This is a genomic window from Streptomyces sp. NPDC002788 (assembly GCF_053592115.1).
Genome location: NZ_JBSFVB010000012.1, coordinates 239,593 through 265,262 on the forward strand (window position 1 = coordinate 239,593; position 25,670 = coordinate 265,262).

General features: G+C 70.5%; 21 protein-coding genes. 14 read left to right on the top strand and 7 right to left on the bottom strand.

From position 1 onward, the window contains the following. The first annotated feature begins 154 nt into the window (after window positions 1-154). The 3 genes from ACWD1U_RS23410 (at window position 155) to ACWD1U_RS23420 (ending at window position 6,445) form a co-directional block, all read left to right on the top strand. A complete protein-coding gene (locus ACWD1U_RS23410) occupies window positions 155-1,345 on the top strand; it encodes a hypothetical protein (RefSeq protein ID WP_451110164.1) in 1,191 nt (396 codons plus the stop codon). 136 nt (window positions 1,346-1,481) lie between these two features. After that, complete coding sequence (locus ACWD1U_RS23415) at window positions 1,482-2,519, top strand: caspase family protein (protein ID WP_451110165.1); 1,038 nt, start codon at window positions 1,482-1,484, stop codon at window positions 2,517-2,519. Between the two features lie 1,976 nt (window positions 2,520-4,495). Next, the gene (locus ACWD1U_RS23420; RefSeq protein WP_451110227.1) at window positions 4,496-6,445 is read left to right on the top strand and encodes a glycosyltransferase family 2 protein; all 1,950 of its coding nucleotides are present in this window, start codon (window positions 4,496-4,498) and stop codon (window positions 6,443-6,445) included. Between the two features lie 864 nt (window positions 6,446-7,309). On the opposite strand, the gene ACWD1U_RS23425 is transcribed toward ACWD1U_RS23420, so the two are convergent. Next, on the bottom strand, window positions 7,310-7,915 hold the full coding sequence (locus tag ACWD1U_RS23425) for a dihydrofolate reductase family protein (RefSeq protein ID WP_451110167.1): 606 nt from the start codon (window positions 7,913-7,915) through the stop codon (window positions 7,310-7,312). Window positions 7,916-8,091: 176 nt separating this feature from the next. Between ACWD1U_RS23425 and ACWD1U_RS23430 the strand changes: the two genes are divergently transcribed. The 4 genes from ACWD1U_RS23430 to ACWD1U_RS23445 all read left to right on the top strand — a co-directional run bounded on the left by ACWD1U_RS23430 (window position 8,092) and on the right by ACWD1U_RS23445 (window position 11,507). Further along, on the top strand, window positions 8,092-8,385 hold the full coding sequence (locus tag ACWD1U_RS23430) for a hypothetical protein (protein WP_451110168.1): 294 nt from the start codon (window positions 8,092-8,094) through the stop codon (window positions 8,383-8,385). A gap of 1,077 nt (window positions 8,386-9,462) precedes the next feature. Beyond that, on the top strand, window positions 9,463-10,455 hold the full coding sequence (gene dhaK, locus ACWD1U_RS23435; protein WP_451110170.1) for a dihydroxyacetone kinase subunit DhaK: 993 nt from the start codon (window positions 9,463-9,465) through the stop codon (window positions 10,453-10,455). A gap of 49 nt (window positions 10,456-10,504) precedes the next feature. Beyond that, on the top strand, window positions 10,505-11,104 hold the full coding sequence (gene dhaL, locus ACWD1U_RS23440) for a dihydroxyacetone kinase subunit DhaL (RefSeq protein WP_451110172.1): 600 nt from the start codon (window positions 10,505-10,507) through the stop codon (window positions 11,102-11,104). After that, window positions 11,097-11,507: a PTS sugar transporter subunit IIA domain-containing protein gene (locus tag ACWD1U_RS23445; protein WP_451110174.1), complete on the top strand. Its 411-nt coding sequence runs from the start codon at window positions 11,097-11,099 to the stop codon at window positions 11,505-11,507. The genes dhaL and ACWD1U_RS23445 overlap by 8 nt, the downstream gene beginning before the upstream one ends. A gap of 76 nt (window positions 11,508-11,583) precedes the next feature. Here ACWD1U_RS23445 and ACWD1U_RS23450 read toward each other — a convergent pair whose 3' ends face one another. Continuing rightward, entirely contained in the window at window positions 11,584-12,459 is an 876-nt protein-coding gene (locus ACWD1U_RS23450; RefSeq protein ID WP_451110176.1) for a glycoside hydrolase family 75 protein, read from the bottom strand. A gap of 804 nt (window positions 12,460-13,263) precedes the next feature. Between ACWD1U_RS23450 and ACWD1U_RS23455 the strand changes: the two genes are divergently transcribed. Beyond that, on the top strand, window positions 13,264-13,800 hold the full coding sequence (locus ACWD1U_RS23455; protein WP_451110178.1) for a hypothetical protein: 537 nt from the start codon (window positions 13,264-13,266) through the stop codon (window positions 13,798-13,800). Between the two features lie 55 nt (window positions 13,801-13,855). On the opposite strand, the gene ACWD1U_RS23460 is transcribed toward ACWD1U_RS23455, so the two are convergent. Together ACWD1U_RS23460 and ACWD1U_RS23465 are read right to left on the bottom strand one after the other, a co-directional pair. Continuing rightward, entirely contained in the window at window positions 13,856-14,425 is a 570-nt protein-coding gene (locus ACWD1U_RS23460; protein WP_451110180.1) for a PadR family transcriptional regulator, read from the bottom strand. Between the two features lie 28 nt (window positions 14,426-14,453). Further along, the gene (locus ACWD1U_RS23465) at window positions 14,454-16,469 is read right to left on the bottom strand and encodes an FAD-dependent oxidoreductase (RefSeq protein ID WP_451110182.1); all 2,016 of its coding nucleotides are present in this window, start codon (window positions 16,467-16,469) and stop codon (window positions 14,454-14,456) included. A 186-nt stretch (window positions 16,470-16,655) separates the two neighbouring features. Between ACWD1U_RS23465 and ACWD1U_RS23470 the strand changes: the two genes are divergently transcribed. Continuing rightward, entirely contained in the window at window positions 16,656-16,970 is a 315-nt protein-coding gene (locus ACWD1U_RS23470; protein WP_451110183.1) for a peptidase dimerization domain-containing protein, read from the top strand. Between the two features lie 7 nt (window positions 16,971-16,977). Here the strand turns inward: ACWD1U_RS23470 and ACWD1U_RS23475 are convergent, their stop codons facing one another. Next, complete coding sequence (locus ACWD1U_RS23475; protein WP_451110185.1) at window positions 16,978-17,346, bottom strand: hypothetical protein; 369 nt, start codon at window positions 17,344-17,346, stop codon at window positions 16,978-16,980. A 242-nt stretch (window positions 17,347-17,588) separates the two neighbouring features. Here ACWD1U_RS23475 and ACWD1U_RS23480 point away from each other — a divergent pair, with 242 nt between their 5' ends. Beyond that, window positions 17,589-19,667, top strand: coding sequence for a SpoIIE family protein phosphatase (locus ACWD1U_RS23480; protein WP_451110187.1), 2,079 nt, complete (start codon window positions 17,589-17,591; stop codon window positions 19,665-19,667). Between the two features lie 42 nt (window positions 19,668-19,709). On the opposite strand, the gene ACWD1U_RS23485 is transcribed toward ACWD1U_RS23480, so the two are convergent. Continuing rightward, window positions 19,710-20,513, bottom strand: a complete 804-nt coding sequence (locus ACWD1U_RS23485; protein ID WP_451110189.1) for a putative protein N(5)-glutamine methyltransferase — start codon at window positions 20,511-20,513, stop codon at window positions 19,710-19,712. 487 nt (window positions 20,514-21,000) lie between these two features. Between ACWD1U_RS23485 and ACWD1U_RS23490 the strand changes: the two genes are divergently transcribed. The 4 genes from ACWD1U_RS23490 to ACWD1U_RS23505 all read left to right on the top strand — a co-directional run bounded on the left by ACWD1U_RS23490 (window position 21,001) and on the right by ACWD1U_RS23505 (window position 24,482). Continuing rightward, window positions 21,001-21,606 (top strand): sulfite oxidase-like oxidoreductase, encoded by a 606-nt coding sequence (locus ACWD1U_RS23490; protein WP_451110191.1) that lies wholly within the window; start codon window positions 21,001-21,003, stop codon window positions 21,604-21,606. Beyond that, complete coding sequence (locus ACWD1U_RS23495; RefSeq protein ID WP_451110192.1) at window positions 21,599-22,354, top strand: ferredoxin reductase; 756 nt, start codon at window positions 21,599-21,601, stop codon at window positions 22,352-22,354. Before ACWD1U_RS23490 ends, ACWD1U_RS23495 begins: the two co-directional genes overlap by 8 nt. A 342-nt stretch (window positions 22,355-22,696) precedes the next feature. Continuing rightward, complete coding sequence (locus ACWD1U_RS23500) at window positions 22,697-23,278, top strand: Rv1733c family protein (RefSeq protein WP_451110194.1); 582 nt, start codon at window positions 22,697-22,699, stop codon at window positions 23,276-23,278. A gap of 235 nt (window positions 23,279-23,513) precedes the next feature. After that, window positions 23,514-24,482, top strand: a complete 969-nt coding sequence (locus ACWD1U_RS23505; protein WP_451110196.1) for an acetylxylan esterase — start codon at window positions 23,514-23,516, stop codon at window positions 24,480-24,482. A 197-nt stretch (window positions 24,483-24,679) separates the two neighbouring features. On the opposite strand, the gene ACWD1U_RS23510 is transcribed toward ACWD1U_RS23505, so the two are convergent. Further along, window positions 24,680-25,405 carry a class I SAM-dependent methyltransferase gene (locus ACWD1U_RS23510; RefSeq protein WP_451110198.1) on the bottom strand — a complete coding sequence of 242 codons (726 nt, stop codon included), beginning with the start codon at window positions 25,403-25,405 and terminating at the stop codon, window positions 24,680-24,682. Between the last annotated feature and the right edge of the window lie 265 nt (window positions 25,406-25,670).

A 25,670-nucleotide genomic window follows, 5' to 3' on the forward strand; every position in this document is an offset into this window, starting at 1 on the left:
CGTGAGCCAGTGGCGGGTTGCTGCCGGAGCGGCCGTCATGCGGGCGCTTCAGCGACTACCATCTCGTTGAGCGCGACCGGCCGTGGGGGGCACCGCGGGGCAGCGTGTCCGCTCGGGGGTTGGGGGGACTGTGCCGATCGTCTTCGTACACGGAGTGGGCACGCGCGAGTCGGTCGCATATCGCCGGGCGGTGGCGCAACGCGATGCGCTGATGCGCGCAGTACTGGGGCCCGTCCTTTGTTCGGCAGCCGCTGAGTTGAGCGTGCTGAATCCCTACTGGGGGGATCTCGGAGCCAAGTTCGCCTGGAACAACGCCTCATATCCTCCTGGCGGAGTGGAGGCCTTCGGCGGTGACGCCTCACCAGACCTGTCTGCTCTTCTGAGCGAGTTACTCGATGACGCCGTCCCTGAACCCAACCAACTGGTCACGGCACTAGCTCGGAAATCGCCCTGCGAAGCAGTCGACCTGTTGTGGATGCTCGCGACGGAACACGCGAGCGTCCAGGATGCAGACGTTCTGGCCGGGATGGGCGCCGAGGCTGCTGTCCTGGCTGAACGCGCTGCGGTGGGACGGGCAACGACGTGGCCCACTGACGCTGCCAATGACGACGAGTTCTTGCTGCGACTGATCGGTGAACTGACCGGCGGGCTCGCTGCATCCGTACCCGCACAGGAGGCTTTCGGTGGTCGGGCCAGCGGCAGAAGGGTCGCTGTCCTCCGCCTTCGCGAGGCTCTCGGTCGAGTGGCGAGGGCCGCTCCGCGCGGCGGCGCGTCCGCACTTCGGCTGGTCGCACGTCGACCCGCACATTCCACAGGTACCCAGTTCATCGGCGACGTACTGGCCTACTTTCGACAGCGAGAGGACCTCGATGGCCGGGCACCCATAGCCATGCGAGTCGCCGAGGCGATCGACGAGGGTGCACGGCTGCGTACGTCTGCCGATCCGTGGCTTGTCGTCGTCGCGCACAGTATGGGCGGCAACATCGCCTACGATCTGCTGTCCCATCTGCGCCCGGACCTGGAGTGCGATGTCTTGGTCACCGTGGGCTCGCAGGTCGGCCTGTTCGCCGAGCTGGGGCAGTTCCCGGCCGTTGCACCGCCAGAGGATCCCGCAAGTGACCGAGCCCCCGTACCAGTGGGTGTCAGGAACTGGATCAATGTGTTCGATCCACTCGACCTCCTGTCCTTCGTCATCGGTCCGGTCTTCGCCACTGGCGAGGACTACCGGTATTCGACCGGTCGCGGTCTTCTGGCTGCCCATTCTTCCTATTTCCGGCTGCTGAGCTTCTATCGCCGCCTCGCTGAACGTATGGCGGTAGTCCTGCCTGCGGAGCGCCATGCCTGAGCCCGTCAGAGACCTTTTTCATGGGCCCAGTGCCGCAAGTCCCGCCTTGCATGCCCTCGTCATCGGCGCGGGGGAATACCCCTTCCTGCCCGGGGGCATTCGGTACCGGGTCGGGGACGGACCGCTGTGGGAGGGGATGACGCAACTCACGTCGCCTCCCAGGTCCGCACTCGCGTTTGCCCAGTGGCTGGTGAACGGCGAACGTGGCCAGTGGACCGTGCCCGTGGGCAGTGTGGATCTGCTGCTCTCCTGCCCGGCCGGCGACAGTTTCACCGAGTCAATACCCGCCGCCTCACTCGACCCGACGATCGAAAACATTCGTGACGCTTTTCAGGCGTGGGCGGCTCGCTGTGCCGCCCACCCGGACAACATTGCTCTTCTCTACTTCTGCGGCCACGGGCTACAGGGAGACGGTCAGTACCTTCTCGCAAGCGACTTCAATCGCTACAGCGCCGCCCCATTCACTCAGGCGTTCGACTTCGATGAGACACGCCTCGCCCTCCAGCAAACCGGGCCCCGCACCCAGTTGTATGTCGTTGACGCTTGCCGCGACAGCTGTCTGGAGCGACCGTACGGAGGCGTTCCCGGACTCGCCGTGCGGGATTTCTTCAAAGTGAACGTGTGCGAGAACGAATTGACCATCAGGCTCCCGGCTTTCGACCAGGCGCAGACCGAGCGTCATGAAGTGTCCCGTCTCACTCACGCTCTGATCCGATCCCTGGAAGGACAAGCTGCGACCCCTGACGAATCGCAGGACGGTTGGGAAGTCCGCACCGACGGCATCAGGCGAAGCATCAGCCAACTGTTGGCAGTGGAGTTGGGTGAGGGGTGGTCCTACCGCGCCGTCGAGGCGACTGGGTTCGGTGATGTTCCGCTGTACCGTCTCGACGGACCGCCTCCCGCCCAGCTGACTGTTCGTTGCCTGCCACCCGAGGTCGCAGGTCGTACCAAGCTGGCTTGCGTGCCGCAGCATCCACCGGATCTGCCCACCGTGGACTGTGGCACGGCACGGGATCTCGGTACGGATGAGCGAGGCCAGTCGATTCAGGAATGGCACGTGGAACTCACCGCCGGCTTCTACACCGTCAGTGCGCACTGTGACAGCACGACCGTCAGCCGCCCACACGGTGTCTGGCCGCCACATTCCAGGCTTCATATGCAGGTGGCTACGTGAGCGAACGAATCGAGATCACTCTCGTCTCCCGTGACAATGTGCTTGACGGCACGCCGATCCATCTCCAGATCGTCGACAGCGGGCACCAATGCATCCGCAACGGGATCGTGCGGGTGGGCGCTCCGCATGTCCTAGACCTGCCGCATGGGACATACGCGGTACGTGCGCCGCTGCCGTCCGGGGATGTCACGGAAAGTGGATTCCACGTTTCCACAGGGGGCAGGTCACATCCCGTCCCGATGGGCCTGGTACCTCACCTTCCGCATGCCTGGCTTGAGCCGGCGGCCGTCCTCACCCCACCCGCTCACATCCATTCGGACGTTCTGACGCACACGGCGTTCTCCACGGCATGGATCCGGCTGTGGGCCTGCCACGGCAGCGCCTGGCAGGTCGTTCCATGGCCTCATCCATCAGTGCTCCGCTCCGCCCACGGCGTGCGATTCGCCTTCCGCGGTCTGGATGTTGTGCCGCATGCCATTCAGGTAGGTACTGCCTTCACTCCGTGGCACATCACACGGCTGCCCCTCACTGCCGCTCCCCTCGTCACCGTACGCCCGGCCGTTCGACCCACACACCTGCGTGTGTCCGTTCTCTCCGGCGAAACTGCCGCAGACGCGCTTCTCGGGTATCTCGCCAGCGGCGACACCCGGGCAGCCGAGCTGATCGGACGCTCGTTGACCAGGGACCCGAAGGCCAGTCACACACAGTTCCAAAGCGCGGGTCTGAACTATCACCTGCTGCACTCCGGAGCGGGCGCCGACCTACGACCGGAGCTGCTGCTCGCCACCGCCGGCACGGCTGACGGGGCTCTGCTGTCCGCATGGGCCTTGCTCGAGCGCATGCGCGCCGGCTTGACCGAACAGTCAGCCGAGCAAGTCTGCCTGGCTTTTTTACGCGCCGCTTCCGCCGGACTCCCCAGCTGCGCACAGGGTCTGGTGAAGCTGATCGACGGCCTGCGACTCGCGGCGTCGAGCCACACCGCCTCCCACGAGGACGCTCGAGCCGTACTCGATGAGTATTCGCGGTACCTCGCGCACACCGATATGACATCACCGCTACTGGCCTTCCATGGCAGCCGCCCCGACACGCCTGGCTTGTGGAAACCTGGGACGGCAGAAATCCCCTATGGAGCGGTGCTACTCACCAGCCCGCCCTTGGACTACGACTCGTCGGCAGCAGAACCTCAATGCGCCACACTGCCCGGTGACCTGGTGATGCAAGCCATCCGTACTCTCGATGTGGGCTTGGAATGGCGCATGCCAGTGACGCGGTGGACCGAGGCCGCCGACTGCGTCAGCCTGCTGCAACGCTCCCTGACCGATGCGGATTGGGAAGCATTCGGGCAAGCGACGCATGGTCTGCGCGAGCTGTTCGCCCACCGTGGCGAGTCTGTGGGAGCAGTGCACGCTCCGGACTGGATCCGGTCCTCCATGCGGGAGCTGCTGGCACGCTGTTCTGCGGTGTGCGGGCGGTCGGTCGAACCGCCTCAGTCCGCCCCCGCCTTCGAAGCGGCCCTGCTCCAACCGCATCACGCATCATCCGACACGCCGCACAACGGCAGGCCAGACAACGACAGCACCGTCAGCCTTTACGCGACTGCGTTCGACACCGACGACGCCGCCCTGCTGGAAACCAGCATCGGCCAGTTCCGGCAACTCCTCGACACCATGGAGGGCACCGACCCTCTCCGCCCCACCGTGCTGGTCAACTACGCAATCGCCTTGTGGACTCTGAACGAATGGACCGATGAGATCTCGCCCCAGGGCGACCCCGTGCGCTGCTTGTCCGAGGCAATCTCCCTGACCGGCCCAAGAAGTGAAAAATTCCACCACCGGGTGTCCTGCCTGCACGTGGTACGCACGATGCGCATGGAGGGGCGCGAGAGTGCCCCCAACGACACCACGCGCCCGGGTCGGGCCAAAGTGCTCGTGCCCAAGACCCAGGACCAACTGAGCCAGCCCCTGGAGCTGAGGCTGATGCCGGCTGCTCCGACGGAAGCCGCACGGCCCGTGCAGATACCAGAACAAACGCGGGTACGTCGGCCCGCAGACCCCCCGCGCCCACGCAAACGAGCCCGGGTCCTGCCCCGCTACGACTACGAGCACTACAGCCGTCTGGCAGGTCCACTGACACAGCCTCCGGCTCATGGCACGTACCGGGTCCAGTTCCGCTCGCTGCTGGCCCAGGAGCCGCACCGCTTCCGGGTCGCACTCATGCTCGCTGCCGCCCCCTTGCTCGGCTTCGTCCTCCTGGCATGGCTCTTGCAGCCCGACCACTGGAGCTCGGCGCTGTCCGACGACGGCTGGCCGAGAGTCCTGCACGTCACCATGATTGCTCTTATCGGACTGATCGAGCTGAGTCGACAGGTGCCCCTGATCTCCAGCACCCTGTCCACGCTGATGGCCAGAGACCCTGTACCCGTGGTTCCCGAGACCGGGACCAGGGTCGCCTTCCTCACCACATTCGTGCCAGGCAAGGAGCCGCTCGACTTGCTCCGAGCCACCCTGGAGGCCGCCGTACGCCTGCGCCACCGCGGCCTCCTCCACGTCTGGTTGCTCGACGAGGGCAATGATCCCGAAGCCCGACTCCTGTGCGAACGGCTCGGGGTGCACCACTTCTCCCGCAAGGGCATTGCACGGTGGAACCAGGCACGCGGCCCCCACCGGGCTCGGACCAAGCACGGCAACTACAACGCCTGGCTCGACGCCCATGGCGACGACTACGACTACTTCGCCTCGGTTGACACCGACCACATCCCGCTCCCCAACTACCTTGAGCGGATCCTCGGCTACTTCCGTGATCCGGACGTGGCGTTTGTCGTGAGCCCGCAGGTGTACGGCAACAACGACAGCTCAGTGGCCAGAGCGGCGGAAAGCCAGCAGTTCTTCTTCCACGCGCTGACGCAGCGCGCCGGCAACCGTTACGGCTCTCCCATGCTGGTCGGTACCAACAACGCCTTCCGGGTCAAAGCTCTGAAGAGCGTCGGCGGACTGCAGGACTCCATCACCGAGGACCTGGCGACCGGACTCGACATCCACCGGACCCGCAACCCTGCGACAGGGAAGCGCTGGCGGTCCGTCTACACCCCAGACGTCCTGGCAGTCGGGGAAGGCCCCAGCAACTGGACGGATTACTTCTCCCAGCAGCGACGGTGGAGCCGCGGGACCTACGAGGCAATCCTCAAGCAGTTCCCGCGGGCCATACTGCGGCTGTCGCCGGGACGTCTCCTCCACTACGGGCTGATGATCGCTCATTTCCCGGTCATGGCACTCAACTGGTGCCTCAGTGCGTTGAGTTGCTGCCTTCTCGTGATCGTCGGCGTTGGAAGCGTCGACATCGACGCTGGTACGTGGATCATGCTGTACGGCAATGCCCTCGCAGTGCAGTTGGGCGTCTATGTCTGGAACCGACGTCACAACGTCAGCCCTCACGAGCCAGAGGGGTCCTCCGGAGTGACCGGCATGATCATGTCTGCGATGGCCGCCCCCATCTATGCCCAGGCACTCGCAGGCGCGCTGCTACGCCGTCGCAGCAGGTTCGTTGTCACACCCAAAGGGGAAGCTGCCAGCCCTGACCGCCTCAGGACGTTCGTCCCACATCTGTTGTGGAGTCTGGTGTTCTTCGCCATCATCGTGTACGGCGTCGTCCACCTGCGAACGGTCAGCCCTGTCGGCATGGTGTGGTCCGGCGTCGGGCTGGCACTCGCCCTCGCGCCCGCGACCTGGTGGCAGGTGAGCCGCCTGCGAGCCGCTCGCGAAGTCCTTGCCCATGCCTTGGGCCAGGCCTTCCTCGGGGGGCTGTCGCAGACAGACTCCTCCACCGAAGGCGGCGACGCTGCCCGCCCGCCATGGGCCCAAGCGCCCCTGCAAGACGAAGAACGGAACGCGTCTGTTCGACAGCAGAGCCATAGCAGAGACCGCTCTTGATCAGATGGCCGGCTGCCCCCAACTTCACTCTTCGATCATCCGCTGAAGCAATCGAAGAGCTGCCGTCCTACTGGGGACGCTCGTCCACAGGGATTGGGGCCTGGGGCCCTTGCACATCTGGTGGGCGAACTCGGTGTGCGCGTCGTTCTGCCTCAGCACGCCGCGCCGGTGTGCCTCGTCGAGGAAGCGCATCAGGCGCATCGGAGGCGGTCGCCGCGCAGCGCAAGCGAGCAGCGGACGACGGTGTACTGCCCATACGCCGCACGCAAGAACCCGAAGGCAAGACCCACCGCCACGGCGTTCGCGATTCCGACCCTCAGCCTGAACAGGACGTCACTTCCGGGCCTTGGCGGGAATCGTGGCCCGAGTCCGGCGCTCACCCCGACCGCCAGGCCACCAGCCAGCGCAGGGGCCCGGAAGATCCCGTCGATCCTCGCCAGGGAGAGTGCCGGTCCGGTGAGCGTCGCAGTGTCCACCCGCGCTGCCTTCAGGCATCCCGCGACACTGTCCAGGATGATGAGGATCTCTGAAATCGGCCGAGGACGCTCTCCCCTCCACTTCGTTGCGTCTTGAAGCGTGTGGGGAATGGGGGGAGCGAAGAGCGCGTGTGAGGGCCCAGCGACCGAAGGTCGCCGGCCCTGTTGATCGGTGACGGTCAGGCGAAGTCGTTGCCCGCGGTGCTCACGGAGTCCGCCGCGAGGAGGTGATCTCGCGAACTCTGCCGGCGATGGTGGGACGGGCCGCTTCTGAGGTGGCCAGCAGGGCGACGATGGTGACGGGCTGATCGCAGTGCGGGCAGTTCCGGACGGCTCCGCGGCCCGCCGACGCCGACCTGGCAGCCGTCCAGACCGGCGGACGGCGACGTCACGCAGGGACGCCGAGCGGCGGGTGCTCCAGCACGCGGGGCTTGTACTCGACCAGCTGGATGCGGCCGTCGAAGGTGCGGTGCTCGATCATCTCGAGGGCAACGTCCGGATAGCCGTCGTAGATGCGTTCTTCGCCCGTGGCCCCGGTGATCACCGGGAACATCACGACCCGGAAGCGGTCGACGAGTCCGGCTCGCAGCAGGGACCGGCACAGGCTGAGGCTGCCGATCGTACTGAGGAGCCCCGAGCCACTCGACTTCATGGCGCGGACCGCCGCGACGGCGTCGTCGCGGACGAGCGTGGAGTTGGCCCACGTCAGTGGCTCCTTCAGCGAGGAGGAGAACACCACCTTGGACGCTTGCGTGAGCTCGTCGACGGACGCCTCTTCCTCGGGCCTGAACTCGTCTTGGCCCTCCGGGACCTCGCCTGCGGCGAAGCCCGACATCAGGCGGTAGGTGTTCGCTCCCATCAGGTAGGTGGCCTCGGACTGCTCGCCGAGCCATGCGAGGTACTCCGGACCCTCGAGGCCCCAGAACCCGGGCCATCCCTCTCCCGATGCGTGGCCGTCGAGGGAGGTGATGAAGTCGACGAGAAGCTCCGACATGACGGTGTCCTTTCCTGGGGTGTCACGAGCTTGGACCGGCCGGGAGCCACAAACTCATCGGCCGTGCTGTGGAGTAACGAGAAAACTCATGACGCTGCAGCCGATCAGATCGGCGGAGCGGCACCGCTTCGGAGGGCCGGAGACTTATATGATTGCACTATGCACACAGTCGAGTAATGATCTCCACTCGATTGAGAACGGCCAATTGCGTTCTGTCAAAGCTCGAGCTCAGCCCCACCCGCGAACGGCCCACCACGCTCTACTGGGTGATCGGTGGGGCTTCGTCGCCCGACGTCGACAGCGGGTACTTCATTCACTCACCTGCGACGGCGGCGGAGCACTTCCGCGAGTACGGCCCCGTTCCGATCGACGGCGAACCGATCGCGCTGGTCTCCGCCAGTGACGGCGGCGGCCATCTGTTCGCGATCGGAGCCAGCGGACAAGTCTGGAAGTCCACCACGGCCTCCTAGTTTGACGACTTCGAGGTCACCGCGTCCGGCTTGCAGGAGTTCCTCGAACAGCTCGGCCGCCGGATCGCGAACCAGACCTAATCATCGGCCGAGGACAAACGGGCCCCTGCCCCAGGAGGTCATTCCATAGCTGGGAATCGCGAGCAGGTGTGGGGACCCCCTGAGCAGGGGGCGGCCATTTTCAAAGAGCGCCATCAAGGACGGCGGTGACGACGCCGAAAGGCAGGCCCCGGCCAAACTGCAGGCGGCTCCCGGCCGGGGCTGTTGATGAGCGGGTCGATCGCGATGACCTCCGGCCGCCCGGTGAGGACGGCGGCGAATCCGCCCGCGAATCCTCCGAGCAGGCCGGCCCGGAATCCACCCGCCGACCCGACGGTGATGCAGGCTGCTAGCCCCGGTCAGCGAGAGCCCTACCCCCTCTATTGCGCCGAACTGCAGCATGGCGAGGAGGGTGCCGGTCAGGCCGCCCATCAGACCCCCACCGAGTGCGCGGGTCATGCCCGAGCCGGAGCCGAACAGCCGCCGTCCGAGGATCCCGCCGCCGACAGCGGCTATCAGCCCGACCCCCGCCGAGGCGGGCATCTGTAGTCCGTAGACGCCCAGAAGGGCCGCGGGGCAGCCGAAGAGAGCCCGGGAAGCAATCGTAGCCCGGCCTCGCCGAGGCGCCACCAATGCCCTGAACGGACTCGCCGCGAGGTCAGGGCATCACCACCCCCACGGGCCTGCGCATGCGTGACTCCTTGCAGCGCACCCGGCCGCGGACCACTGACAAGCAAGGTCACGCTGGTGATCTTTCACCAAGATCAACCTATACCCAGCACGCCCGAGTACGGCCCCGCGTGACCTTCGCAAGCGCAAGGTCGATACTGCAGACATGAGGCTCTCGCTGACACGCATCCGCCCCGCAGCCAGCCACCTGACGCACCGTCATCAAGGTCAGCATTAAGTCAGCAGCAGTACCGCCAGAACCCGCTTCCGACCGCCATGGACCGCCAAGATCGACAACTGAAGAAAAGCCTTCTGACCAGCAAAAACGCAGGTCATGAGCTGACCTGCTAAGCTCGCTAGGAGATACCCATGAAGATGCTGATCAACGTCCCGGAGACCGTGGTCGCGGACGCGCTGCGCGGCCTGGCGGCTGCCCACCCGGAGCTGACCGTGGACGTGGAGAATCGGGTGATCGTGCGGCGGGACGCTCCCGTGGCCGGGAAGGTGGGGCTGGTCTCGGGCGGGGGCTCGGGACACGAGCCGCTGCACGGTGGATTCGTGGGCCCCGGCATGCTGTCGGCGGCCTGTCCGGGCGAGGTGTTCACCTCCCCGGTGCCGGACCAGATGCTGCGCGCGGCGGCCGCCGTGGACAGCGGTGCCGGTGTGCTGTTCATCGTGAAGAACTACACCGGTGACGTGCTGAACTTCGACATGGCCGCCGAGATGGCCGAGGACGAGGGCATCCAGGTCGCGAAAGTGCTGGTCAACGATGATGTGGCGGTGACCGACAGCCTGTACACGGCCGGGCGGCGCGGTACGGGCGCGACCCTGTTCGTGGAGAAGATCGCGGGTGCCGCCGCCGACGAGGGCATGCCGTTGGAGCGGGTCCAGGCGATCGCCCGGCAGGTGAACGAGAACTCCCGGAGTTTCGGTGTCGCGCTGAGCGCGTGCAGCACGCCGGCCAAGGGCAGCCCCACCTTCGATCTGCCGCCCGGGGAACTGGAGTTGGGCATCGGCATCCACGGCGAACCGGGCAGGGAGCGGCGCGCGATGATGACCTCCGGCGAGATCGCCGAGGCCGCCGTCGAAGCGGTGGTGGAGGACCTCAGGCCGAGCAATCCGGTGCTGGTCCTGGTCAACGGCATGGGTGCGACGCCGCTGCTCGAGCTGTACGGCTTCAACGCCGAGGTGCACCGGGTCCTCGCCCAGCGCGGCGTCGCGGTGGCCCGGGTCCTCGTGGGCAACTACGTCACCTCCCTGGACATGGCGGGCGCCTCGCTCACCCTGTGCCAGGTCGATGAGGAGCTGCTGCGGCTGTGGGACGCGCCGGTGAAGACACCGGGGCTGCGCTGGGGCGTGTGACAGGTAAGGGGTAGAGGATCACCACGTACCTACCACGCAAGGAGACCCAGTGCTCGACGCCGATTTCTTCCGCCGCTGGATGACGGCGACCGCCGCGTCCGTGGACCGCGAGGCGGAACGGCTCACCGCCCTCGACTCCCCCATCGGGGACGCCGACCACGGCAACAACCTCCAGCGCGGGTTCACGGCCGTGGCCGCCGCGCTGGAGGAGGAGTCCCCCGGCACGCCGGGCGGGGTCCTGACACTGGCCGGGCGCCGACTGATCTCGACCGTCGGCGGCGCCTCGGGGCCGCTGTACGGGACGCTGCTGCGCCGTACCGGCAAGGCGCTCGGGGATACCGCCGAGGTCAGTGCGGAACAGCTGGCCGAGGCGCTGCGGGCGGGCGTGGACGCGGTCATGACGCTCGGTGGCGCCGCACCGGGCGACAAGACCATGATCGACGCGCTGGTACCCGCGGTGGACGCGCTGGGTGACTCGTTCGCGGCGGCCCGCACCGCCGCCGAGGAGGGTGCCGTGGCGACGACGCCCCTGCAGGCGCGCAAGGGCCGGGCGAGCTACGTGGGCGAGCGCAGCATCGGGCACCAGGATCCGGGTGCCACCTCGGCCGCGCTGCTGATCGCGGGACTCGCGGAGGCCGCCGGTGAGTGACGAGCGGCTCGTGGGGATCGTGCTGGTGTCGCACAGCGCGGAGGTGGCCGCGTCGGTCGCCGCGCTGGCGAAGGGGCTCACGGGCGGTGGCCCGGCGGTCCCCGTCGCCCCGGCGGGCGGCACCGAGGGCGGCGGGCTCGGCACGAGTGCCGAGCTGATCGCCGCGGCGGCCGCATCCGTCGACCGCGGTGCCGGGGTCGCCGTGCTCGCAGACCTGGGCAGCGCGGTGCTCACGGTGAAGGCGATGCTCGCGGAAGGCGACGAACTCCCGGAGGGGACACGCCTGGTGGACGCGCCGTTCGTGGAGGGAGCCGTGGCCGCGGTCGTCACGGCGGCCACCGGGGCGGACCTGACGGCGGTGGAGTCGGCCGCCGCGGAGGCGTACACGTACCGGAAGGTGTGAGGCGTGGATGCGGCCGGGTGCGCCGGAGAGGCGGTGTTCCCGGCCGCATGCGCGCCCGTGACGCACCGTCAGCCGCTCAGCTCCCGTCGACGAACTGCCGCGCCGCCCGCTCCCCCGTCGTCACGGCCGCCGCGTGGTCCTCGATGGGGGACACCCGGGTGTTTTTGAAGACGATGTAGGTGACGCCGGAGGGCACGCCCCCGCCGTGCGGGTCCGGGCGGATGCCGAGCGCCTCGGCGGTGGCGTAGGACGCCTCGCCGATGATCTTCTTTGGGCCCGTGTCGCCGACGACCGCGTACTGCACCCGGTCGCGGTACACGACGGCCACGACCGAGCCGCCGCCCACGCCGTGGTCCCGGTAGTCCCAGATGCGGCTCGGCGCCGGTACGACGATGAAGGGGAGGCGTTCGGCGCTCAGCGGGCGGCCGTCGGACTGCGCGTAGGCCGTGCTCTCGGCGAAGTAGGGGTCGGTGCGCCGGTTGCAGCGGGCTCCGGGGCGGCCGTCGCAGTCGATGTCCATGTCGGCCTTCCAGTACACGGCGTCGCGGATGCCGCAGACCGGGATGTCGGCCGGTGCGCCGGCGTCGCTGCGGTACCGGCCACGGGAGACGGGGGCGCAGTCGCGCACCTTGGCGAGCAGGTCGGCGGCGCGGACGGTGCCTTCGCGCGACACCACCGGCGGGGTGCGCGGCGGGGCCGGAGCGGCGGGCGGTGCCGTCGCGGCGAGCAGGGCGGCGGCTCGGACGGTGCCTTCGCGCGACACCACCGGCGGAGTGCGCGGCGGGGCCGGAGCGGCGGGCGGTGCCGTCGCGGCGAGCAGGGCGGCGGCTCGGACGGTGCCTTCGCGCGACACCACCGGCGGGGTGCGCGGCGGGGCCGGAGCGGCGGGCGGTGCCGTCGCGGCGAGCAGGGCGGAGCTGGCCGCGGCCAGCGTGAGCGACTGAACACGCACGACGGGGGAGCCTCTCCTCGGGGACGTGACGGGCACTCAGCCCAATCTGTCCCCGGGCCGGTCACCGGGCCACCGCTGAGGGGCCGGACGGGGGCACACACCCCCAACCTTTGAGGGGGGCCGGGACTCTGAGTCCGCGTGAGAATCCGGGCCGCCCGGCCACCGGCCGACGCGGGATCCATGCCGGCGGCGGTCCGCGCGTCAGACGTGAACTCACTGACGTACGCCGGGAGTTCGACCGTGAGGAAGTTCAGCGTACGAACTCCTCCCGGGGGGCCACGAACAGCAGCGGCGACGCCCCCGTGAAGGGGGCGCGACCCGGTCCCTCCATCGCCCTCTCGATGTGACCGCGCCAGCCGCGTCATATTGGTCCGGACCATTCTCGAGTACCGCCGCGGGAGGCCGTGACCTGCGAGACCTTTCCGCTCTCCCCTCCCCCTCCGCCGCCTCGCGCTCCGCGCGGCTCTCGCCCTCGGTTCGGGCCGCGCAGCCGTGCGGTCCGGGCGGGGACACCGCTTCTCCATGGGGCGGGCCGCCGGTGCCACCCACCGGATGCGCGTGCGGGCGATGCTGCCGGACGGCACCTGGGGAGGCTACTGGCCGGAGCGGACGGTGACGACGGTTCGAGGCGCCGACGCCGTCCCGGCATCGTCCGGCGGTGGGAACCCGTCACCTGCACGGGGGCACCCGGGATGCGGCCCGGGCCCCGGGCGTCTTGGCTGACCCTGAGGCAGCACGGGCGTTCCCCGACCCTCGGCGGCGCAAGGGATGTACCGCCAACCGTGCCGCCGGAGGGCAGTCCACATGAGCAACTCATCGCCACTTCTCCACTCCGGCCTGACCGTGGCAGTCGCCGCCGCGCTGCCTCTCTTCCCGGCCGCGTCCCCCGCTGTCGCGGGGCCTGGTATCTCCGTGAGCACCACGGGGTCCACGGTGTCGGTCACGACCAGCTCGTGCACCCAGATCAGCGGCAGCTGGGGCACCGCCTCGCTGCTGACGAGCAGTCAGGGCAGCTTCGCCCAGGGCCGTCAGGTGCCCCTGTCGGGTATTCCCACCAGCCAGTCCGCCGCCTGGTCGAACGTGACGCCGGGCACGTACACCGTGATCGTCATCTGCTCGGACGGCACCACCGCGGGCACCCAGTCCGTCATGGTGTCCGCCGCCCCTTCCCCCACGCGGTCCCCCTCGGCCTCGCCGTCCCGCGGCGTCATGGGCGGGGTCGGCGGGTCCTCGACGGACTACGGCACCGTCACGCTGGTGGCGGGCGGCACGCTGGTCGGGTCGGGTGTGCTCGCGACGGCCTGGTACCTGCGCCGGCGCAACAAGCCGCACCGGCTCTGATCCGGTGCGTGACGGCGGCCCGCCCCTTCGAAGCGCTCCGGTCGGGCGGGCCGCCTCATGTGGGTCGGGACAGTCGAATCGGTTCGCCGTCCGGGAGTTCGGGGAAATCCGCGAGGGCGCGCCTGAGCCACCGGGTCCAGAAGGTCTCCAGGTCGATACCCGCCTGCAGCACCAGGTGCCGCAGCCGGTCCTCGGTGCCGTCCCGGCCGGGCGGGAAATCGCGCTTCTCGATCTCCTGGTACTCCGCCAGCTGCCGCTCGTGCAGCTCCAGATGGCGCCGCAGATCGGCCTCCAGGCCCGCCGTGCCGACGACGGCGGCCGCCCTGAGCCGCAGCAGCAGGGTGTCGCGGTGCGGCTTGGGGTCCTGGGAGGCGGCGGTCCAACGGGCCAGTTCGGCGCGGCCCGCGGGCAGGACCTCGTAGCTCTTCTTCTGCCCGCGGGCCGGCTGCTCGGCCGGCAAGGCCCTGATGAGGCCGTCGGACTCCAGCTTTCCCAGCTCGCGATAGATCTGCTGGTGCGTCGCCGACCAGAAGTAGCCGATCGACCGGTCGAACCGGCGGGTCAGCTCCAGCCCGGACGACGGCTTCTCGAGCAGAGCGGTGAGGATCGCGTGCGGGAGTGACATGGCCTCATCCTAGGGACGCGCATCCGCCCTACAGGGCGGCCGCCAGCTCGGTGCCCTGCTTGATCGCGCGCTTGGCGTCCAGCTCGGCTGCCACGTCGGCGCCGCCGATGAGGTGCGTGCTGCGCCCGGCGGCGAGCAGTTCCTCGTACAGGCCGCGGCGCGGCTCCTGGCCCGTGCACAGCACGACGGTGTCGACCTCCAGCACCGCGCTCTCGTCGCCGACGGTGATGTGCAGTCCGGCGTCGTCGATCCGGTCGTAGCGCACGCCCGCGACCATGGTGACGCCGCGGTGCTTGAGCTCGGTGCGGTGGATCCAGCCGGTGGTCTTGCCGAGGCCCGCGCCCACCTTGGACGTCTTGCGCTGGAGCAGGTGGACGGTGCGAGGCGGGGCGGGCCGCACGGGCGCGGCGAGGCCGCCGGGGGCGCGGTAGTCGAGGTCGACGCCCCACTGGCGGAAGTACGTCCGCGGGTCTTCGTGGGCCTTGTCGCCGCTGTCGGTGAGGTACTCGGCGACGTCGAAGCCGATGCCGCCCGCGCCGAGGATCGCGACGCGGTCGCCGACGGGGGCGCCGTCGCGCAGGACGTCGAGGTAGCCGAGGACGCTCGGGTGGTCCACGCCCGGGATGTCGGGGGTGCGCGGGGTGACGCCGGTGGCGACGACGACCTCGTCGAAGCCGTCGACGTCCGCGGCCGTGACGAGTGTGTTCAGCCGGACGTCGACGCCGTGCCAGTCGAGCTGGGTGCGGAAGTAGCGGAGCGTCTCGTCGAATTCCTGTTTGCCGGGGACCTTGCGGGCGACGTTGAGCTGGCCGCCGATCTCGCTCGCCGCGTCGAACAGCGTCACCTCGTGCCCGCGTTCGGCGGCGGAGACCGCGCATGCGAGGCCGGCCGGTCCGGCGCCGACGACCGCGACACGCTTGCGCAACCGGGTCGGGGAGAGCACGAGCTCCGTCTCGTGGCAGGCGCGCGGGTTGACCAGGCAGGAGGTGATCAGGCCGCTGAACGTGTGGTCGAGGCAGGCCTGGTTGCAGCCGATACAGGTGTTGATCGCCTCGGGCCGGCCGGCCTCGGCCTTGGTGACGAAGTCGGGGTCGGCGAGCATCGGGCGGGCCATCGACACCATGTCGGCCGCACCCTCGGCGAGCAACTCCTCGGCGAGTTCGGGGGTGTTGATGCGGTTGGTGGTGACCAGCGGGACGGACACCTCGCCCATGAGCCGCTTGGTCACCCAGGTGTACGCACCGCGCGGCACGGAGGTCGCGATGGTGGGGATGCGGGCCTCGTGCCAGCCGATGCCGGTGTTGATGATCGTCGCCCCGGCGGCCTCGACGGCCTTGGCGAGGGTGATGACCTCGTCCAGGGTCGAGCCGCCCGGGACGAGGTCGAGCATGGACAGCCGGTAGATGACGATGAAGTCCTCGCCGACCGCCTCGCGCACCCGGCGCACGATCTCCAGCGGGAAGCGCAGGCGGTTCTCGTACGAGCCGCCCCAGCGGTCGGTGCGCTGGTTGGTCTGCTGCGCGATGAACTCGTTGATGAGGTAGCCCTCGGAGCCCATGATCTCGACCCCGTCGTAGCCCGCCCGGCGGGCGAGTCGGGCGGCGCGGGCGTAGTCCTCGATCGTCTGCTCGACGTCGGCGTCGGTGAGCTCCCGGGGCGGGAAGGGACTGATGGGCGCCTGGACGGGGCTGGGGGCCACCAGGTCCCGGTGGTAGGCGTACCGGCCGAAGTGCAGGATCTGCATCGCGATCCGCCCGCCCGCGTGGTGCACGGCGTCGGTGATGACCCGGTGCTGCTCGGCCTCGGCCTCGGTGGTGAGCTTGGCGCCGCCCTCGTAGGGCCGCCCCTCGTCGTTGGGGGCGATGCCGCCGGTGACGATCAGGCCCACTCCCCCGCGGGCGCGGGCGGCGTAGAAGGCGGCCATGCGCGCGAACCCGCCCTCGGCCTCCTCCAGACCGACGTGCATGGAGCCCATCAGGACCCGGTTGGGCAGGGTGGTGAAGCCCAGGTCGAGGGGGCTCAGCAGGTGCGGGTAACGGCTCATCGGGGCCCTCCGTGCGCGGTGTCGTGCCTGTAGTTGTAGAGGACTACCGGCGGTTTATGCAACTAGTTGCACAAGGTGATGGAGGGCACAGCAGGGCCATGACGAGGACCTTTGACCGTCCGACGCTCTCCGCGGTGGTGGACCTCGCCGGCGAACTGATCCGCCCTCCGAGCCGGGCAGGCATCGTTGGGGCGCGGGCTGTGGCGGGGCGGGGTCGGCCTGCACGGGGCGTCGGGGCGCCCCGGAGGCGCCGACGCGGTGGCCGGCGCCGCGTCACGGGCGGCGCGTCTCGTGCGGCTGCCGGACGCGGCCCCGCCGCCCGGCGGGAGCGGTGACTTCCCGCGCCCGCCGACGCTGACGGTGACGTACCGCCACGGCGGGGAGGGCTTCTTGGCCGCCCCCGACCGGTGCGAGGTCGGCAAGGACGTCCGCACACGCCGGGCTTCGGCGCCGAAGCCGTCGAGGTGCCGGCGGGCCGTCCTCGGTCTGCTTCAGGCGTGAGCGGCGCTCACCGGCTCTGCAGGCGCACGTGCAGTTCCTTCTCCTGGTCGCCGGAGACCGTGCTCAGGTCGTGCACGTCGAACAGCGAGTCCAGGGTCGTACGGAACCGTTCGATCGCCCAGTAGCCGCCGTGCAGGTCTGCTTCGACGGAGGAGGTCAGCCGCACCGGGCTCGCTCCCTCGTGCTCGTCGGCCACGTCGAAGGTGCCGAGCCACACGGTCGGCCGGGTCTCGTGCAGTTCCTCGGGTACGTCGTCGGCGCCCCGGTCGGACTCGAAGCAGGAGCACAGCGCGTCGAACACGATCCGGGCGTCCTGCTTGCTGCACCCGCTGATCTCCACCGAGACGGAGTGGGGGTGCGGTCGCTCCTCGTCCATCGTGATCGCTCCTCTCAGGGCCACGCTGCCGTATCCGCCCCTACCCCAGCAAAGCACCACCTTCCGGCGAGCACTACCGGCGGTGCCTCTGGTCGTGGGGACGGTCTGCGGGGCGGCCGGGGCCGTGGTGGGAGATGGTGGAAGGTGACGGAAGGGGTCTCGAGGAAGCGGCTCTGCGCGGGGGAACATGGGGTGTCGGCACACGGCGGCGTGCCGCGAGGATCGGCGAAGGCGGGCGTGGGATGAGTGCAGCCGGGGCTCCCGAGACCGAGGGCGACGGGCCGGTACGCGGTTCGGCGCGGCCCAGCGGACTGCTCGACGTGCTGCGGGTGGCCTCGGTGGTCCTGGACGCCGAGGGCCGCATCGTGCTGTGGAGCCCGCAGGCCGAGGAGTTGTTCGGCTACGACGCGCAGGAAGCCCTCGGACAGTACGCCGCCCGGATCATGGTCCACGAGCAGCACGTCGACCTCGTGGTGAAACTGTTCGCCGACGTCATGGGCACCGGGCAGAGCTGGGCCGGGGCCTTCCCCGTCCGTCGCAAGGACGGCAGCACCCGGCTCGTGGAGTTCCGCAACATGCGGCTGCTGGACGACCAGGGCGACGTGTACGCGCTGGGGCTGTGCGCCGACCAGAGCACCGTGCACCGGCTGGAGCGCGACGTGGCGCTGTCGACGCGGATGATCGCGCAGTCCCCGATCGGGCTGGCGGTGCTGGACACGGATCTGCGGTACGTCTCGGTGAACGGGGCGCTCGAGGAGATCAACGGCGTGCCGGCCGAGGGGCACCTGGGCCGCAGACCCCGCGACGTGGTGCCGCGGATGGACGTCGACGCCCTGGAAGCGGCGGCGCGCCGGGTCCTGGAGACCGGCCGGCCGGTCGTCGACCGGTCCACGATCGGCCGCACCCCGGCAGACCCGCACCAGGACCACGCCTGGTCCGTCTCGCTGTACCGGCTGGAGAACGCCTTCGGGACCGTGCTGGGCGTGGCCGTCTCGATCGTCGACGTCACCGAGCAGTACCGTGCGGCCATCGAGGCCGAGGCCGCGCGGCGGCGGCTGGCCCTGATCGCCGACGCCTCGGGGCGGATCGGCACCACCCTGGACCTGGATCACACGGCCCATGAGCTCGCCGAGGTGGCCGTGCCCGAGCTCGCCGACATCGCGGCGGTCGACCTGCTGGACGCGGTGGTGCAGGGCCGGCGCACCAGCCTCGGGCCCGCGGAGTCGGCGGTGATCCGCGCCCTGGCGGTCCAGGGGTACGACTCCGCCGAGGCGATGGAGGCGGCGGATCCGCCCGGACAGGTGGCCCGGTACGCCCCCGACCGGCTGGTCACCGAGTGCGTGCGCACGGCGAGCCCCGTGATGCTGCCGGAGGTCGAGGACGAGGACCTGGCGCGCATCGCCCGTTCCCCCGAGGCGGCCCAACTGCTGGGCCGGGCGGGGGTGCACTCCTATCTGGCCGTGCCGCTGATCGCACGTGGCGAGGTGCTGGGCGCCCTGGACCTCAAGCGCACCCGCAATCCGCTGCCGTTCAGCGAGGACGACCTGCTGCTGGCGCGTGAGCTGGCCGCCCGGGCCGCCGTGCAGATCGACAACGCGCGCTGGTATCAGAGCGCCCGCGACACCGCCCTCACCCTGCAGCGGAGCCTGCTGCCCAGCCACCCGCCCGTCACCGGCGGGCTGGAGGTCGCCTCCCGCTACCAGCCGGCCGGGGCCACGAGCGAGGTCGGCGGTGACTGGTTCGACGTGATCCCGCTGGACGGCGGCAAGACCGCCCTCGTCGTCGGCGATGTGATGGGCAGCGGCATCCCCGCGGCGGCGGCCATGGGGCGGCTGCGCACGGCGACCAACACCCTGGCTTCCCTCGGCCTGGATCCCGACATGCTCCTGGAGCACCTCGACAAGATCACGGCGGGGCTCGAGCAGGCCATCGCCACCTGTGTCTACGCCGTGCACGACCCGCATCTGCGGCAGTGCCGGATCGCCAACGCCGGACATCTGCCGCCGGTGCGCGTCCGGGCCGGCCGGCCTCCGGAGCTGCTCGACCTGCCGACCGGCGTGCCACTGGGCGTGGGCGGGATCGCCTTCTCCACCACCACCGTCGACCTCGATCCGGGCGACCGGCTGGTGTTCTACACCGACGGTCTCGTCGAGACCCGCCGCGACCCGCTCGACGAACGGCTCGCCACGCTGCTGTCCCTCCTGGACGGTCCCGACCGGCCGCTGGAGGAGGTCTGCGACCTGCTGCTGCGCACGCTGCACGAGCCGGACAACTTCGACGACGTGGCGGTGCTGGTCGCCCGGGCGACGGCACCGGTCTGAGGGAGGCCGAGCGGCCCCGGTAACGGCGCCCGGGCGCCCGGACTACGGCCTCACGCCGGTCACCACATGGGCGTACAGCTCCTCCGAGACGGTCAGGCAGGCCGTCAGGCCATGGCTCTCGAAGGCCGCGACGGCGTTCGGTGCCTGGTGGCGGCTCGTCTCCACCAGGACGCAGCCGCCCGGGGCGAGCCAGCCGGGTGCCTCGGCCGCGACCCGGCGCAGCACGTCGAGGCCGTCCGTGCCGCCGTCGAGGGCGACCAGCGGCTCGTGGTCCCGGGCCTCCTGGGGCAGCAGCCCGATCTCGCCGCTCGGGACGTACGGCACGTTGGCCGCGAGGATGTCGACCCGGCCGCGCAGCTCGCCGGGCAGTGCCGCGAACAGGTCACCCTGATGGACATGGCCACCGGCCTCGGCGAGGTTGCCGCGGGCGCAGCGCACGGCGGCCGGGTCGACGTCGGCGGCGTGCAGTTCGACGGGGCCCAGTCCGGCGGCCAGCGCCGCGCCGACGGCGCCCGAGCCGCAGCACAGGTCCACGACGACGCCGGCGCCGGGCGCTCGCCGCAGGGCCTGCTCCACCAGGAACTCGGTGCGGCGGCGCGGTACGAAGACGCCCGGGGCGACGGCGATGCGCAGACCCCGGAACTCGGCCCAGCCGACGACGAGTTCGAGGGGGATTCCCACGACGCGGCGCTCGACCATGGCGGCGGCTTCGGCGGGAGTGCGCGCGGTGGCGAGGATCAATTCGGCCTCGTCCTCGGCGAAGACGCAGCCGGCGGTGCGCAGGGCGGCGACGACGGCGTCACGGGACGAGGGCGTGGACGGGGGAACGGAGAACACAGAAGGCATGGAAGCCAGGAGCCTTTCGAGAACCGAAGGGCGCTCCGCGGTCGTCTACGGCCGACGATCCGCGCGACGTCGAGAGGAGAGCACCCGAGCTGACACAGCGGTAATGGGTCTCACCTCCTCGTTTCCGATACGGCCGGGTCCGTCCCGCAGCCGGACGGCAACCCTACCCGACGGGCCGGTCGCCCGGCACGCCGCGGAGCCGGTCGCCCGGTACGGCGCGGGGGCCGTCGCCCGCCCGGGTCGTACAAGTCACCCGGCGGGGCGCGGTACCGCCGCCCGGGCCCGCGTTCGAGTGGTTGGCTCCTGCAACCGTGGAGGCCGACCGGCGCAGGACCTGCGGCGCTTCGCCGACGACCTCGTGCGCCACAACGCGTGACCCGCCCCCGGCTGCCACGACCAGGACGCACGGCACGTACGGTTGATGACGCAATCACCGAGTACGCCGGCCCGGCGGGGCACCGTCGGCCCGGCCCGGAGGCACCAGCACATGCACATCACCCGAGGCTTCACCGGGCGCCCCCGCGTCGACGACCCGGGCCTGCCGCCCGGACAGTACGACGCACGCGAGGACTGGCCGGTCCTGTCCGCCGAGGTCACTCCCGACCTGGCGCCCGCCGACTGGACCTTCCGCATCGACGGGCTGGTCGAGGAGCCCCGCACCTGGAACTGGGAGGAGGCGCACCGGATGCCCGCGTCGGTGTACGAGGGCGCCATCCACTGCGTGACCGGCTGGTCGAAGTTCGGGACGCGGTTCTCGGGCGTGTCCCTGGACGCCTTCCTGGATGTGGTCCGCCCCCATGGGTCGGCCACCCATGCCGTCGCCTACGCGCACACCGGCTACACCACGAATCTCCCGCTCGCCGACCTGACCGGTGGGCACGCCTGGATCGCCTGGGAGTACGACGGACGGCCGCTCGCGCCCGAGCACGGCGGCCCGGCGCGGCTGCTGGTGCCGCACCTGTACTTCTGGAAGAGCGCCAAATGGATCGCGGGTCTGCGCATCCTCGACCGCGACGAGCCGGGCTTCTGGGAGTCGAACGGCTACCACGAGCGGGGCAACCCCTGGGAGGAGCAGAGGTACTCCGGTGACTGAGACCTTCGTGCCGCCCACGCGGTTCGCCGTGCCCGGGCGCATCGCCGTGAGCGAACAGGCCGCCTCCGAGTGGCAGACCGCCACCCTGACCGAGATCCGCCGCGAGACCCCGCGCGCGGCCACGTTCCGGTTCGCCGTGCCCGGCTGGCCGGGTCATCTGCCCGGCCAGCACCTGATGGTGCGGCTGACCGCCGAGGACGGCTACGTGGCGCAGCGCCACTACTCGATCGCGTCCGCGCCGGACGACTGCGGTCATGTCGAGCTGACCTTGGACCACATCGAGGGCGGCGAGGTCTCGGGCTGGTTCCACACCGTCGCCCGGCCCGGTGACCGGGTCGAGATGCGAGGCCCCGTGAGCGGCTTCTTCGCCTGGCCGGGCGACCGGCCCGCGCTGCTGATCGGCGCCGGTTCGGGTGTCGTACCGCTGATGTCGATGGTCCGCCACCACCGGGCGCGGAACCTGGCCGTGCCGCTGCGCATGGTGGTGTCCGCGCGCAGCCCCGAGGAGCTGGTCTACGCCCGGGAGTTGGGTGCCGAGACCACGCCGGTGTTCACCCGGAGCGCGCCGGAGGGTGTGCCGGTGGGACGTATGGCGGCCGCACATGTGGCGCCACTCCTGGCCGAGCAGCCTCGTGATGGGTGGGAGGTCTATGTGTGCGGCTCCAACTCCTTCGCCGAGCACGCCTCTCGGCTGCTCGTGACGGCCGGTCAGCCCGTGGACCGCATCCGGATCGAGCGTTTCGGCTGACCCTGACCGCGCCCCAGCGCTGTCCACCCGTGTGGCAGCCGGAGTGCCGTGGCCCGCACTCCGGCTGCCTGTGACCGCGAGGCCCCCCGCCGGATGACGCCGACGCCTTCGCTCTGGGTACGGCAGCGGGCCCGGGTTTCGCCGCGGCCGTGCCGGGCACCCCAGCCGAAGTGCTTCGGTACGCCGCTCCCCTCGTATGCCTCCGGGAGCGGTCGAGGTGCGCCGGAGGGGACACCGGGCCCCGGGTGGGCACTCGCACGCGCGGCGTGACGCGGCAGCGACGGCGGCGCCGCACGGGCCAGGTGACGGCCCCGCGGCCGCGGTGACGGCGAGGAGGTCGACATGCGAACCCGGATGAGCGGCCGGCGTTGGCGGCGCAGTCCGCTGCGGCGCCGGTCGGATGTCGTCGAGGCGTGGACGGTGCTGGTGGTCGCCGTCCTCGTCCTCGTGGGCGCGCCGCTGGTGGGAACGGCGACCGCCTGGTGGGCCCATGGCGAGGCGAAGTCGGTGTCGGCGGAGCAGCGTGCCGAGCGTCATCGCGTCCGTGCCGAGGTCGTCGGCCGGAGCGACGCCCTGCCGTCGGTGCAGGCCGGCGGGCAGCACGCGTACCGGGCGACCGTGCGCTGGACGGAGCCGGGCGGGGGCACCCGCACCGCGGCGGCCCGGGTCGCCGCGGGCACGGAGCGGGGCGAGGTCGTGGACGTCTGGTTCGACTCCCGGGGGCGGACCGTCGCGCCGCCGGTGGACGGCACGGCGGTCTGGCAGCACACCCTCACCATGGGCACGTGCGCCGCGGGCGGTGCGGTGCTGTCGGTGCTGCTCGGCCACGTCGCCGTGCGCCGGGTGGCACTGCGCCGTCGGCTGGCCGAGTGGGACCGGGCGTGGGCCCGTACGGAACCGGAGTGGACGCGCCGCCACGCATGACGGACCGGGAAACGGTCGACGTTCCCCTACGGTGACCCGACCACCTCCGGCCGACCACCACCCCGGAAAGCCGCCCGTCCCTCTCCCTGCGCACGCTTGACCAGCGCATTGCCCGCTCCGGACCGGCACGCCCGGTGAAGAGAGCGCGGCAAACACCTGGCCAGTCATCCGACCACCCACGTAGTGTGATCATCCGCACCGTCCCGCAGCCGTTCCTCACCCAAGGTGGTCCTACATGGCCCTGTTCGACCTTCCTCTCGACGAACTCCGCGAGTACCGCAGCGCGTCCATCGAGCCCGCGGACTTCGACGCGTTCTGGTCCAAGACCCTCCAGGAGGCGCGCGAGCACGATCTGGACGCCCGCTTCGAACCGGTCGACACGGGCCTGTCAACCGTGCAGGTGTTCGACGTGACGTTCGCCGGTTTCGGCGGTCATCCGGTCAAGGGCTGGCTGACGCTGCCGACCGACGCGGACGGCCCGCTCCCACTGGTCGTGGAGTTCATCGGCTACGGCGGCGGGCGCGGGCTGCCGCACGAGCATCTGCTGTGGGCGTCCACGGGCCGGGCACACTTCGTGATGGACACCCGCGGGCAGGGCAGCGCCTGGGGTGGGGGCGGCGGCACGGCGGACCCGGTGGGGGGCGCGCCCGCCTACCCCGGCTTCATGACGCGGGGTATCGACGCACCGGAGAACTACTACTACCGCCGGGTGTTCACGGACGCGGTGCGTGCCGTGGAGGCGGCCCGTTCGCATCCCCTCACCGACCCGACGCGCACGATGGCCATCGGCTCGAGCCAGGGTGGCGGCATCACGATCGCGGTCGGCGGGCTGGTGCCGGACCTGGCGGGCATCGCGCCGGACGTGCCGTTCCTGTGCGACTACCCCCGCGCGGCGACGGTCACGGACCGTCATCCGTACCGGGAGATCGGTCTCTACCTCAAGACGCACCGCGGCCGCTCCGAGGACGCCCTGCGCACGCTGTCGTACTTCGACGGCGTCCACTTCGCCGCCCGCGGCCGGGCCCCGGCGCTCTTCTCGGCCGCCCTGGAGGACCAGACCTGCCCGCCCTCGACCGTCTTCGCGGCGTTCAACGCCTGGACCCACGAGGACAAGACCATCGAGGTCTACGACTTCAACGACCATGAGGGCGGCGGCCCCTTCCAGGAGCAGGCCAAGCTGCGCTGGATGCGCTCGTACATCTGATCCGGCCGCTCCCCGCCCGACGGCCTTCCCCCTCGGCCCGACCAGTCGGTACGTTCTTCGCGCCCGAGCGGTGACGCTGCGGCCGGGGCCGAGGGGCGGGGCCGCCCATGTCCGACCACGGGGCGAGCCCGCACCTCCTCGCCGACCGGGGAGTGCCGCACCAGCGACGACCATCCGGGCACTTCCTGCGCGGCTGACTAGCCTGCGGCCCGGGCCACGACCAGGCGCGCCCGCGGGCTGCGGTCCGGTCGCCGCCCGAACTCCGGCAGCGCGTGGAGTTCCACCCGGAAGCCCGCCCGGGCGAGCTCACGCCGTACGTCCCCGAGGCGGAACGTGCGGTAGTACATGACGAACGGGGGCCGCCAGAGCGCGTTGCGCACGCGCATCACCGTGTCGAAGCCGAGCAGCGTCCAGTAGCCGAGCGAACTCGCGCGGGGCGGGGCGGGAAGCGGGAACGCGAAGCAGCCGCCCGGCCGCAGGACGGAGCGGACCTGCCCGAACAGCCCGGGCAGTTCGCGCGGCAGGAAGTGCCCGAAGGCGCCGAAGCTGACGACCAAGTCGAAGGCGGGCGCGAAGGGCAGGGCGCGGGCGTCGGCGCGGACCCAGGAGACCTGCGGCCCCGCCGGCCGGACGCGCTCCCGTGCGACGTCGAGCATGCCCTGGCTGAAGTCGACCCCGGTGACCCGCTCCCGGCACACCCGGGTCAGCACACCGACGCCCGCTCCGGTGCCACAGCACAGGTCGAGCCCGGCGTCGAAGGGCCCCGTCCGCCGCAGTGCCGATTCGACGGCGTCGAGGATCGCGTCGGGTGTCCGGAAGGGGGTGTGGTCGAACTTCGGCGCGAGAAGGTCGTAGCCGCGTTCGACGGACGACAGGGCCTGGACGGCCAGTTCTCGCAGGCTGGGGCCTTCGGGGCTGAACATCGGCTCAGCCTAGGGGAGCCCGCTGTCTCAGGACGGTAAGTACGCGCACACCAGGGCCTGGGCGACCGGAGATTCCAGGGATGCGACTTCATCCACGTCGAAGAAGACCGGCTCATCGCCGAATTCACGGTGACGGTCGGCCCGTTGCCGGCGGCCCAGGCGCTCGCCACGGCCATGGGCGCGCGGTTCTACCGCATCGCCGAGGACGCACGGGTCCGCTCGGTGTGAACGCCACGCCCCGAGATCCGTTTCGCGGGTTCTCCGG